Source organism: Bartonella sp. B23, from assembly GCF_053793815.1.
Genome location: NZ_CP200033.1, coordinates 444,525 through 457,530 on the forward strand (window position 1 = coordinate 444,525; position 13,006 = coordinate 457,530).

The 13,006-nt window shown below is 39.6% G+C and carries 9 protein-coding genes and 1 pseudogene; 7 read left to right on the top strand and 3 right to left on the bottom strand.

The window, feature by feature from the left end; all coding sequences use genetic code 11:
• Nucleotides 1-68 precede the first annotated feature (68 nt).
• From V4B17_RS01865 to rirA, 3 genes are read right to left on the bottom strand one after another with little or no spacing between them, the layout of a single operon-like run.
• A complete protein-coding gene (locus V4B17_RS01865; protein ID WP_455479818.1) occupies nucleotides 69-557 on the bottom strand; it encodes a CinA family protein in 489 nt (162 codons plus the stop codon).
• A complete protein-coding gene (locus tag V4B17_RS01870; RefSeq protein WP_455480160.1) occupies nucleotides 554-1,747 on the bottom strand; it encodes a bifunctional 2-C-methyl-D-erythritol 4-phosphate cytidylyltransferase/2-C-methyl-D-erythritol 2,4-cyclodiphosphate synthase in 1,194 nt (397 codons plus the stop codon). Before V4B17_RS01870 ends, V4B17_RS01865 begins: the two co-directional genes overlap by 4 nt.
• Before the next feature lie 23 nt (nucleotides 1,748-1,770).
• On the bottom strand, nucleotides 1,771-2,217 hold the full coding sequence (rirA, locus tag V4B17_RS01875; protein WP_455479819.1) for an iron-responsive transcriptional regulator RirA: 447 nt from the start codon (nucleotides 2,215-2,217) through the stop codon (nucleotides 1,771-1,773).
• A gap of 171 nt (nucleotides 2,218-2,388) precedes the next feature.
• Between rirA and V4B17_RS01880 the strand changes: the two genes are divergently transcribed.
• From V4B17_RS01880 to lon, 7 genes and pseudogenes are all read left to right on the top strand, one after another.
• Nucleotides 2,389-4,656 carry an ATP-binding protein gene (locus V4B17_RS01880; RefSeq protein WP_455479820.1) on the top strand — a complete coding sequence of 756 codons (2,268 nt, stop codon included), beginning with the start codon at nucleotides 2,389-2,391 and terminating at the stop codon, nucleotides 4,654-4,656.
• A gap of 1 nt (nucleotide 4,657) precedes the next feature.
• Nucleotides 4,658-6,016 (top strand): nitrogen assimilation response regulator NtrX, encoded by a 1,359-nt coding sequence (gene ntrX / locus V4B17_RS01885; RefSeq protein ID WP_455479821.1) that lies wholly within the window; start codon nucleotides 4,658-4,660, stop codon nucleotides 6,014-6,016.
• A 4-nt stretch (nucleotides 6,017-6,020) separates the two neighbouring features.
• Nucleotides 6,021-7,397, top strand: a complete 1,377-nt coding sequence (gene trkA, locus V4B17_RS01890) for a Trk system potassium transporter TrkA (protein ID WP_455479822.1) — start codon at nucleotides 6,021-6,023, stop codon at nucleotides 7,395-7,397.
• Between the two features lie 10 nt (nucleotides 7,398-7,407).
• Nucleotides 7,408-8,138, top strand: a pseudogene (locus V4B17_RS01895) (hypothetical protein).
• A gap of 145 nt (nucleotides 8,139-8,283) precedes the next feature.
• Nucleotides 8,284-8,907 (top strand): ATP-dependent Clp endopeptidase proteolytic subunit ClpP, encoded by a 624-nt coding sequence (clpP, locus tag V4B17_RS01900; RefSeq protein WP_455479823.1) that lies wholly within the window; start codon nucleotides 8,284-8,286, stop codon nucleotides 8,905-8,907.
• A 185-nt stretch (nucleotides 8,908-9,092) separates the two neighbouring features.
• The gene (gene clpX / locus V4B17_RS01905; RefSeq protein ID WP_455479824.1) at nucleotides 9,093-10,367 is read left to right on the top strand and encodes an ATP-dependent Clp protease ATP-binding subunit ClpX; all 1,275 of its coding nucleotides are present in this window, start codon (nucleotides 9,093-9,095) and stop codon (nucleotides 10,365-10,367) included.
• Nucleotides 10,368-10,540: 173 nt separating this feature from the next.
• Nucleotides 10,541-12,964 (top strand): endopeptidase La, encoded by a 2,424-nt coding sequence (lon, locus tag V4B17_RS01910; RefSeq protein WP_455479825.1) that lies wholly within the window; start codon nucleotides 10,541-10,543, stop codon nucleotides 12,962-12,964.
• Nucleotides 12,965-13,006 lie beyond the last annotated feature (42 nt).

The window sequence follows — 13,006 nt, forward strand, 5'->3', positions numbered from 1 at the left end:
GACATCTATTGCAAGTTATGCTCTGTATTTGCGGTGGCATAAAATATGAAGATGAAATGTGGAGAATATCATTGGAGTGATTGTAAGATCATTTTCAAAGCATTTTCAACGGTTGCATAGCGGATAGCTTTACGATCAAGATTCCCAAAGTGCATTTTTTTGTGCAGAGTTTTATGATTTTTGTAAGAAACTGCGAAATGCACAAGACCCACGGGTTTATCGAGACTCGCACCTCCTGGACCAGCAATTCCTGTTACGGAAACAGAAATTCCAGCTCGTGAATATTTTAATCCACCCTCAGCCATCGCAAGAGCAACTTCTTTTGAAACGGCACCATAGGTTTTTATAAGCTTAGCACATACGCCAACAAGGTGCGTTTTAGCTTCATTCGAATAAACGACGAATCCACAATCGAGTACATCTGATGATCCTGCAATATTAGTGAGATTTGCAGCAATGAGTCCTCCTGTACAAGATTCAACAGTTGTTAAAAGTACCTCTTTTTGGCGACAAGCTGCAAGGACTGCATATGCTTGTTTTTCACAGAAATACGTCATTTTGGAACTTCTCCTGGATAAAGAACAGTAGCGGTTGCAAAAGCAGCGATGCCTTCTTCACGACCAATGAATCCGAGCTTTTCATTTGTTGTTGCTTTGATGGAGATTCGATCAGGTGAAACTATGAAGATCTTCATCAAATTTTCTGTCATTTTCTGTCGATAGGGAGTGATTTTAGGCTTCTCGGCGATCAGTGTGATATCAACATTGGCAATACGGCCACCTGCTTGTTTAACAATATCAATAGCATGACGTAGAAAAATTTCTGATGATGCATTTTTCCATTGAGGATCAGAGGGAGGGAAGTGTGTGCCAATATCTCCAGCACCTCGCGTAGCGAGCAGGGCATCTGTTAGCGCATGAAGTGCAACATCAGCATCGGAATGTCCATTTAATTTTTTATGAAAGGGGATCTTTATACCACACAATACAAGAAAATCACCATCCTCGAAAGAGTGAACATCATAACCATTGCCAGTGCGGATATCAGGAAATATTTGCATTTTTTTTTGGAGATAAAAATGTGCGGTATCAAAATCTTCGTGCCAAGTAATTTTTATATTGTTAGGGTCTCCTGGGACAGTACGCATAGGAATTCCAAACCACTCGGCAATTGCTGAATCATCGGTAAACTCCTCTTTACAAGTTTTCTTTGCTTTTTCATGGGCAGCTAATATTCGTTCAAATGGAAAACATTGTGGAGTTTGTGCACTATGAAGATGGGTGCGTGAAATGGTTTCTAAAACATAGTGTGCATTATTTACGCGTTTGAGGGTATCAGAGACGGCAAGAACTGGGAGAACGCCTTCTTGATGACTGACGACGGTGTGGATTTTCTCGAGGAGCTCTTTTTCGATAAAAGGGCGTACACCATCATGAATATGAACATATCTTGGCTTGATGTTTTTAAGTGCACGAAGCCCACATAATGTGGACATTTGACGTGTATCATCTCCCTCAACGATGATGAGGCGCTCTTTAAAATTGGCCATAGCCTGTTCACAGATTTGATGATCTTCTGGATGAATAACTAAGATGATTGTCGTGATAGCTGGATGCTGCAAAAAACAACGCACAGTGTGACAAATAACCGGCTCTTTCCCTAAAAGTCGGTATTGTTTTGGATTTTTTTGTAGAAATCCTGCTCGTTCACCGCGCCCAGCGGCTAATATTATAGCTGCAATAGAAATATTTAATCTCCTTTTTGGTTATTTTAGCTGATTGTTTTATAGTCATCAATTTTTAATTGTTTTTGAGAAGTTAGTTGTTGTAGATCAGCAAGAGATATCACTGATAATACATCAAAAAAAGCGTTTAATGCTTTTTGAAGTGCAGTATTTAAACCACAAAAATCTATCAATGGACAATTAGATTCTGCAGTGTTGAAACATTCTGCCATGTAAAAGTTATCTTCTGTTACTTTCACAACATCAGCGACCGAAATCTCTGCTGCCGGTTTAGCCAATTTAACGCCACCATTGCGTCCCCGTACTGTTTTTATAAAACCTGCTTCAACAAGTTGTTGAAGGATTTTAAATAAAAAAAATTCAGAAATAGCATATGCTTTGGCAATTTCTGGAATCTGACTGAGAGATTCCTGATTATCTGCACAGTACATGAGCATCCGAAGCGCATAATTTGTTTGTTTGGTTAACCGCATCTTACCTCCTCTGTAATCTCTGACCAAATGTACTTTATCTTAAAGATATTTTGCAAAATGTAGAAGCTCTTTCTCTATTTAATAGGTTGGCTATATTTTAAATGCGGTATTGTCAATTTTTGTTACAAGAGGTTATATGAGGACAATAGGATAAAGCAATGTAAGCTCGTCATGAATACAACATCTGTAACAAATCTCCAAGATATAGATCAAAATACTTTTAACGATGAATTGTATCGCTTAAGTAAGATGTGTATCTTTTTAGGTATCACAATTATTGTGCTGTCTTTGCTGACAGCGTCTGTTTCATTTATCATCCTTATTGGATTAACGCCTGTTGTTCCCAGCAGAGCTGTAACTCTTATTCTCATAGGGATTGACAGTGTCTTGGTTTTAGGACTTGTAATCATTGTTTGTTATGAGATGATTCCCATAATTCGTGCTTGGCGCTCGAGGCGTGCAGGTTCTCGTCTTCATGTGCGCCTTATTTCGTTATTCGCGCTTGTTGCAACAATGCCGGCTGTTGCAGTTGCTCTTGTATCGGGACCTGCACTGAATTTGGGGCTTGATCGATGGTTTGATACGACAACGCGTCAGATTGTAGGTTCTTCTATCGATTTAGCAAATGCTTATGCGGATGAAATGATTCAAAACTTGAAAAATTTATCCTATGCTATGGCGTTTGCACTTGATAACAAAAGGCTTTTAGAGCGTAGTCCAGCTGAATATAGGACACAATTGACTCGTCACGCCATGGGGCGCAATCTGCGTGGTGCATTTTTGTTAAGTTCTAGCGGGACTGTTTTTATATCAAGCAATCTTGGTGATGAGGATAAACTACCGATTCCTCCCTCCCATCTTATTGAGCGTGCGACCAACGCTAGGCCTTTTTCTTTTCAACCAGGTGTTCATGATTACTTTGGTATTATTTTAAAATTTACTAATATCCCAAATACGTTTTTGTATTTGGTGCGTGATGTTGATAAAGACGTTTTATCTGCTTTGCGTTTGACAGAAGTCAATACAGATCGTTATCGTGATTTAAATGAAAATCGTCTGTTGACGCAAATTGCATTTGGTATGCTTTATCTTTGTCTTTTTTTTAGTTTATTCTTATCGGCTATTTGGGCAGGTATTGCTGTTGCTGATCGTTTAGTACGTCCTATTCGCCTTCTTATCAGTGCTGCTGATGATGTAGCTTCTGGGAATATGGAAGTTTTTGTGCCAGTGCGTGCGCGAGATGGGGATATTGGGCAGTTATCAAAAACTTTTAATTACATGGTCAGTGAGCTGAAAAGTCGGCGTAATGAGTTGATTGCAGTGCGCGATCAAATCGATGAGAGACGGCGTTTTTCTGAAGCTGTTTTGTCTGGTGTAACAGCGGGTGTAGCTGGCATTGATGATAATGGCGATATTACAATTATCAATCGATCTGTTGAAACGATGTTTGATATTCGCTCTAAACAAGTTATTGGGCACAGTCTTTTATCGTTAAGTGCTGAAATTTGGCAGGTTTTTCAGTCTGCACGTTCATTGGGTCGTAAAAATCATCGTGAACAGGTAACTTTAAGTGTTGTAGGACAAGAGCGCGTTTGTAATGTGCAAATTACGATGGAAGAAGATGACGGACAGGGACAATCTTGGGTTCTAACGATTGATGATATTACAGACCTTGTTACAGCACAACGTACATCGGCGTGGGCAGATATTGCGCGCCGTATTGCACACGAAATAAAAAATCCGCTTACACCCATTCAGTTGTCGGCTGAACGTATTCGTAAACGTTACAACAAAGTTATTATGCAGGATCGAGAGGTGTTTGATCGGTGTATTGATACGATTATTCGACAGGTCGGAGATATTGGGCGTATGGTTGATGAGTTTTCTTCTTTTGCACGTATGCCCAAGCCGCAAATGAATGTTTTAGATATACGCGGATTACTGCGTGAAGCATGTTTTTTGATAGAAATTACGCGACATGATATTCATTTTGAGCAAGACTTGGGAAGTGCGCCACTTGTAGGTGCATTTGATAGTCGTCTTATTGTGCAAGCTTTTTGCAATGTTATTAAAAATGCGAGCGAATCCATAGACTCGGTCATGAGAGGGGAAAGCATTTACGGCCATATTCTTATCCGTTCTTATCATTACGAAGGATGTGTGATTGTGGATGTTGTTGATAACGGTATAGGGCTTCCTAAAGAGAAAAGGCAAAAATTATTAGAGCCCTATGTAACAACGCGGGAAAAGGGAACAGGGATTGGATTAGCCATTGTGTGCAAAGTTATTGAAGATCATGGTGGTACCATGGAATTACATGATGCACCAAAGAGCTTTTATGGGGGTCGTGGAGCAATGATCCGTTTGATTTTTCCGGCGGATGGAGCTAAGCAGGGTGGTAGTATTACGCAAGCCACAAGTCATAACATAGGGGAATAGAATGGTATCAGATATCTTAATTGTTGATGATGAAGCGGATATTCGTGAACTTGTTGCTGGTATTTTGGATGATGAAGGTTATGAAACGCGTGTTGCGTGTAACGCTGACGAAGCATTAGCGCAAATTAGCGAGCGTATTCCAAAGCTCATTTTTTTAGATATTTGGTTACAAGGAAGTCGTCTCGATGGTTTAGCACTGCTTGATGAAATTAAAACGCGATATCCTGCTCTTCCGGTGGTTATGATTTCTGGTCACGGTAATATTGAGACGGCTGTTTCTGCTATAAAGCGAGGGGCGTATGATTTTATTGAAAAGCCTTTTAAAGCTGATCGACTTGTATTAGTTGCTGAACGGACTCTTGAAAACTCAAAATTAAAACGTGAGGTTTTAGAATTACGAAAACGCTCAAGCGAGACATCAGAACTGCTCGGAAAGTCGGCTGCTATAAAACATTTGCGTCAAATTATAGAGAAAGTGGCACCAACCAACAGTCGTATTATGATCACTGGCCCTTCGGGTGCGGGAAAAGAGATGGTTGCACGTGCTGTTCATGCGCTTTCAACACGTTCGAAAGGGCCATTTGTTACGATAAATGCCGCAACGATTACTCCTGAAAGAATGGAAATAGAATTGTTTGGCAGCGAAATGGAGGGAGGGGAGCGAAAAATTGGTGCATTAGAAGAAGCTCATGGTGGAATATTATATCTTGATGAAATTGCTGATATGCCACGTGAGACTCAAGGTAAGATTCTTCGGGTATTGACGGGGCAGACATTTGAGAGGGTTGGTAGCACAAAACGTGTTAAGGTGGATGTTCGTTTCATTTCTTCTACGGCGCAAAATCTTGAAAACCTTATTTCTGACGGGCATTTTAGGGAGGATCTTTTTCACCGTCTTTCGGTTGTTCCTATTACTGTTCCACCATTATCAGCGCGTCGTGAAGATATTCCGGAACTTGTGCATCATTTTGTTAAAACAATATCGCGGCAACTTGGTATTAAGCCACGTGAAGTTAGTGATGATGTGATAGCAATTTTGCAAGCACATGCTTGGCCGGGCAATGTGCGGCAGCTCCGTAACAATATTGAGCGTCTTCTCATTCTTGTACGTGATGGTGATGGTCCAATAACAACAGAGTTTCTTCCTCAAGAAGTGAGCGATTCTCTGCCGCGCATTCAAATAGATACAGATGAGAGTATAATGGATTTACCATTGCGTGAGGCACGGGAATTGTTTGAAAAGAGGTATTTAGTGGCACAGATTGAGCGTTTGGGTGGGAATATATCTCGTACAGCTGAATTTATAGGTATGGAGCGCTCAGCTTTGCACCGTAAGCTTAAAGCGCTTGGAGTTTCCTAAAGCGATGCGTGTTATTATTTGTGGAGCAGGACAGGTTGGTTATGGGATAGCAGAGCGCCTTGCTGCCGAAAATCACGATGTCACTGTTATCGATATTGAAACGAGATTGATTGAAAGGATTCGCGATACGTTAGATGTTAGAGGTTTTGTTGGTCACGGTTCAAGGCCCGAAATTCTTTTAGCTGCTGATGCAGACAAAGCTGATATGTTGATTGCAGTAACTTTATTTGATGAAGTCAATATGGTAGCTTGCCAAGTAGCACATTCATTATTTAATGTTCCAACAAAAATAGCACGTATTCGTTCACAATCTTATTTAGAACCGCGCTATAAAACACTTTTTGCTCGAGAGAATATACCCATTGATGTGGTCATTTCGCCAGAAGTCGAAGTTGGGGAAATGGTGTTGCGTCGCATTGCCCTACCTGGTGCAATAGATGTCCTTCATTTTTGTAATGATGATATTGTTGCATTAGCTTTGGAATGTATGGAAGATTGTCCGGTTATTAATACACCTTTGCGTCAATTAACAGAGCTTTTTCCAGATCTTCGCACGACAGTTACTGCTATTAAGCGTGGTTCAGAATTATTAGTGGCACACTCAGAGACGCAATTACGCGTTGGTGATGTGACCTATCTTGTTGTTGCTCGTGATCAGATGCGCCGTGCTGTTGGGCTTTTTGGTCACAAAGAACAAGATGCCCATCGCATGATTATTGCGGGAGGCGGTCATATTGGTCTTTATGCTGCTCAGGCTATTGAAAAGCGTTTTCATAAATTAAGATTGAAGATTATAGAATCGCAGAGAGAAAGAGCGTTAACAATTGCCGATCAACTCGAAAAAACGACCGTTTTGTATGGCAATGTCTTAGATCCAGTAATTCTTCAAGATGCTGGAATTGATCAGGCTGATTTAATGATCACATTGACAAATCAGGATCAAGTTAATCTCTTAAGTGCGATCATTGCTAAAAGATTGGGATGCAAAGCCAATATGGTATTGATCAATAATGTTGCTTACCAGGAATTTAGCCGCGCTGTTGGTGTAGATGCGTATCTTAACCCACATAGTGTTACTATATCGAAAATTTTGCAACAAATGCGTCGTGGACGTATTCGTGCTGTTCATTCAGTTTTTAACGGTCAGGCAGAAATTATTGAGGCTGAAGTGATGCAAACGTCTTCATTGGTTGGAAAATCATTGTCAGAGCTCAATTTATCGGATGGCTTAAGAATTGGTGCAATTTATCGCAATAAGACAATCATACAGCTTTCGGCAGATACGCGTATTTTGTCTGGCGATCGAATAGTGATTTTTGCTCTTGCTGAAAGTATTCGTGATGTTGAACAACTTTTTCGTGTAAGTTTGGAATATTTTTGATATATTGCCTATGTGTGTTTGCACTTTTTGGTACAATGAACAGTTAAGATTTGTTGATAGACTTTGTTTGTCCTCGATAGTTAAAACTGGGCAGCGTGTTAGGCTTTTCAGCCATGATAAATTAAAAGAGCTATCCGTTGGCGTTGAATTGCATGAAGCCGAATCAATTCTACAACGTTCAAAGATTTGTCATCTTGATTCCGGATTTTCTCATGAAAAATTAGGATGTACAATTGTTCATGTTCAGTTTTTAGATTTTTTCGTGTTATGCTGATGAAATATCAGCAAGGTGTTTGGTTGGATGCAGACGTTTACCTGGTTAAACAATTTCATCCAGATGCGAATAAAATTTGGTTTGCAAGAGAAAATGCCGTAGGGATAGGTGTTTTTGCACTTTATTTTTCACCTGGTAACCCTACTGTAAAAGTGTTTGAAGGTTGTTGGGCAGGAGCAAAAGTAGTGCATCATTGGCTTAGGCTTAAGCGTCGTGTTTGGAAACCATTAGCCAAACGATATGTTTTTTTGCATCAAGAAAAAGAAAAGGAAGCTTTTTATCATTGGATGGGGAGAAAAACTGAATATGTCTTTGATCCAGCTTTTTATGTTAGGTCGCTTGCGGGGCTACGCTTGATAGGGTTTTATATTCACAGAAAAACAAAGATCACTCAGGAACTTCAGGAAGAAAGCTTTTACCATTCGGCTGTGTCTCACGTTTCTGACGCATGTAACTTGTTTAGGTAGAGTTGTTATTGCTATTTTAACCACTGGGACTTTAATCTTGTTTAAAGAGAATTGATTGTGCCTTGCATAAGAGAGTAATGTTAGCCTATGGAGAATAGCATTGAATGCGTGAAGAGCGATTATTATATGAACGGAAAGTGAAAACATGAGTGATTCAATGAAAACAGCACTAAGTCTTGTTCCCATGGTTATTGAACAGACTAACCGTGGTGAGAGAGCCTATGACATTTTTTCCCGTCTTTTAAAAGAACGGATTATTTTTATTAACGGCCCCGTTGAAGATGGTATGGCGATGCTTGTTTGTGCACAATTGCTTTTCTTGGAAGCTGAAAATCCTAAAAAAGAAATTAGTCTTTATATAAATTCACCGGGTGGTGTTGTGACATCTGGTATGGCAATTTACGATACTATGCAGTTTATTCGTCCTCCTGTTTCTACACTTTGTATGGGTCAAGCTGCATCTATGGGATCGCTGCTTTTAACAGCTGGAGCAAAGGGACACCGTTTTACTTTGCCAAATGCACGTATTATGGTGCATCAGCCATCTGGTGGTTTCCAAGGTCAGGCTTCAGATATTGAAAGGCATGCGCAAGATATTATAAAGATGAAACGCCGTTTAAATGAAATTTATGTTCAACACACAGGTCAGGATTATGAGGTTATTGAGAGAACTCTTGATCGTGATCACTTTATGACAGCGGAAGAAGCCAAGCAATTTGGCTTAGTTGATGATGTTATACAATATCGAGCAGAAACCGAAAAAGATTAAGAATTTTTATAGAAAAAAGAACTATTTTAAAGAGAGACTTTTGTAAAAATATTGCGAAAATAAGAGGAAAATACCTAAAAATATTATGGCACGCAGGTTTTTTTATATGTCTTTGTATTTTTCGTTATGAAAAACTTCCTTTGAAAAGACGAAGTATTCATATACCGTGATGAAAGGAAAGAAAAATGAGCAAAATTGGCAATAGCGGGAGCGAATCGAAAAATACTCTCTATTGCTCGTTCTGCGGCAAAAGTCAGCATGAGGTGCGTAAACTCATTGCGGGGCCTACAGTATTCATTTGTGATGAATGCGTGGAGCTTTGCATGGATATTATTCGTGAAGAAAATAAATTTTCTGGGATTAAGGCGCGTGATGGTGTTCCTACTCCCCAGGAGATTATAACAGTTCTTGATGATTACGTCATTGGCCAGCAACATGCAAAGCGTGTTCTTTCTGTTGCTGTCCATAATCATTATAAGCGACTTGCGCATCAGTCTAAGAGCAATGATATTGAATTAGCAAAGTCGAATATTCTCCTTGTTGGTCCAACGGGATGTGGTAAAACGTATCTAGCACAAACATTGGCGCGTATTATTGATGTGCCTTTTACGATGGCAGATGCGACCACTTTGACGGAAGCAGGCTACGTGGGTGAAGATGTCGAAAATATTATTTTGAAACTTCTTCAAGCTGCTGACTATAATGTTGAACGTGCACAACGTGGCATTGTTTATATTGATGAGGTTGATAAAATTTCTCGTAAGGCTGACAATCCTTCTATTACAAGAGATGTTTCAGGGGAAGGTGTTCAGCAGGCGTTGTTAAAAATTATGGAAGGAACGGTCGCTTCTGTTCCTCCTCAGGGGGGGCGTAAGCATCCACAACAAGAGTTTCTACAAGTTGATACAACAAATATTTTATTTATTTGTGGCGGAGCTTTTGCTGGTTTGGAGCGGATTATTTCAGGACGTGGTGAAAAAACGTCTATTGGTTTTTCTGCTACAGTTAAAGCACCTGATGAGCGTTGTGTTGGTGAGATTTTTCGTGATTTAGAACCAGAAGATCTTATAAAATTCGGTTTGATACCAGAATTTATTGGTCGCCTTCCTATTGTCGCTACTTTAGAAGATTTAGATGTTAACGCTCTTGTGCAAATTTTATCACAACCAAAAAATGCGTTGGTGAAGCAATATCAGCGTCTTTTTGAGATGGAAAATGTTGAGTTAGCATTTCATGAAGATGCTTTACGAGTTATCGCTAAAAAGGCAATTGAGCGTAAAACCGGTGCGCGTGGTTTACGTTCTATTATGGAGAAAATCCTTCTTGAGACGATGTTTGAGTTGCCATCTCTTGAAGGTGTTCAAAAAGTTGTTATTTCGAGTGACGTGGTTGATGGGCAAGCACATCCTCTTTACATTTACTCGGAACGTGCAGAAGATAAAGAGAATGTATCGGCATGATATTGCGCGGTATGAGAAGTAATAATATTATTTGAGAATGGGTGTTTTTGAGTATTATAGTTATAATGCTTGATTTATATGCTTACAGTTACCATTTCATGTATTCTAGGGTAAAGAGTTTCTAAGGGTGGGCTTGTGTAGTGGACAGATTATAGGCTCCAGAAAGGAGAGTTATGCAATATATTGATGAAAAGACAGATGAAGTAAGAGAGGGTTTTTACGCTGTTTTACCTCTTCGTGATATTGTTGTCTTCCCACATATGATTGTTCCGCTTTTTGTAGGCCGGGAAAAGTCAATTCGTGCTCTTGAAGAAACGATGGCAATTGATAAGCAGATACTGTTGGTTACGCAAAAAAATGCTTCTGATGATGATCCAAAATCAGAAGATATATACGATATTGGTACGTTTGCTAATATTCTTCAACTTTTAAAGCTTCCTGATGGAACTGTAAAGGTTTTGGTTGAGGGGACCGCACGTGCAAAAATTAGTCAATTTGTTACAAATGAAGATTATCATCAGGCTTATGCGACTGTCACAGAAGAGCTTAGAGAGAATGATGTCGAGATTGAAGCTCTTTCAAGGTCGGTGATTGCTTATTTTGAGAATTACGTAAAACTTAATAAAAAAATTTCTCCTGAAGTTGTCAATGCTATTGGCCAGATTGATAATCCTTCTAAGCTTGCCGATACTATTGCTTCCCATTTGATGATTAAACTTTCAGAAAAGCAGGAGATATTAGAGCTACTACCTATTCGTGACCGCCTTGGACGTGTTCTTTCCTTCATGGAAGGAGAGATTTCTGTTTTGCAGGTTGAGAAGCGTATCCGCTCGCATGTTAAACGGCAAATGGAAAAAAATCAACGAGAATATTATCTCAACGAGCAGATGAAAGCTATTCAGAAAGAGTTAGGAGCGGGTGATGATAACCGCGATGAGCTCTCTGAATTAGAAGAGCGTATAAAGAAGACAAAGTTTTCGAAAGAAGCAAATGAAAAAGCTGGGGCAGAATTGAGAAAATTACGGAATATGTCTCCTATGTCTGCAGAGGCGACGGTTGTCCGTAACTATCTTGATTGGTTATTAGCAATGCCTTGGGGGAAAAAGTCAAAGATCAAAAACAATTTAGATTTTGCTGAAAAAGTCATGAATAATGAGCATTTTGGTCTTGAAAAAGTCAAGGAACGAATTGTTGAATATTTAGCAGTGCAAAGTCGAGCCTCAAAAATAAAAGGTCCCATTATTTGTTTGCTAGGTCCTCCGGGTGTCGGAAAAACGTCACTTGCTCGTTCTATTGCAAAAGCAACGGGGCGTGAATATGTTCGTATCTCGTTAGGAGGCGTGCGGGATGAAGCAGAAATTCGTGGACATCGTCGGACATATATTGGCTCTATGCCTGGAAAAATTATTCAGTCTATGAAAAAAGCAAAAAAGTCTAATCCGCTGTTCTTGTTGGATGAAATTGATAAAATGGGGCAAGATTTTCGCGGAGATCCTTCATCAGCTTTATTAGAAGTGCTTGACCCTGAACAAAATGGTACATTTATTGATCATTATTTGGAAGTTGAGTATGATCTTTCTGATGTCATGTTTATTACAACTGCGAATACCCTTAGTATTCCAGGGCCATTAATGGATCGAATGGAAATTATTCGTATTGCTGGTTACACTGAATGTGAAAAGATGGAAATTGTTAAGCGGCATCTTTTGCCAAAGGCATTGAGAGATCATTGTTTATCTAAAAAAGAATTCAGTGTTTCTGATGGTGCGATAAAGTCAATTATTCAATTTTACACACGTGAAGCAGGGGTTCGTAACCTTGAACGTGAATTAATGAAGGTGGCGCGTAAATCAGTTACCAAAATTCTTAAAACGCATCAAAAATCTGTAAAGATTACAGAAGATAATGTTAACGATTTTTTAGGTGTTAAACGCTACCACCATAACCAGATTGAAGGAGAAAATCAGATTGGTGTTGTTACAGGGCTTGCGTGGACAGAGGTTGGTGGGGAGTTATTAACCATTGAAGGGGTCATGATGTCGGGTAAAGGTAAAATGATCGTAACCGGAAATTTGCGCGATATTATGAAAGAATCAATTTCGGCAGCGGCATCTTATGTACGTTTTCGTGCTGTTGATTTTGGTATTGAACCTCCACTTTTTGATAAACGCGATATCCATGTTCATGTTCCAGAAGGTGCTACACCAAAGGATGGTCCTTCAGCGGGGATTGCCATGGTAACAGCAATTGTTTCAGTGCTAACGGGGATAGCGGTACATAAAGATGTAGCAATGACTGGTGAAATTACTTTACGTGGGCGTGTTTTACCGATTGGTGGATTGAAAGAAAAATTGCTTGCAGCTCTTCGAGGAGGTATAAAAAAAGTACTTATCCCTGAAGAAAATGCAAAAGATTTGATCGATATTCCCGATGATGTCAAAAATAATATGGAAATTATTCCAGTAAATCATGTAAGTGAAGTTCTTAAGCATGCTTTAGTTCATTTCCCTGAACCTATTGAATGGGCAGAACCTCCCGCCGTTCCTGTGCCCATAAGAACAGAGAGCGATAATGAAGGAATACAGATTGCACACTGATTCAATAGTCTTATTCATAATTGCATTTTTAAAGCAGCAGAA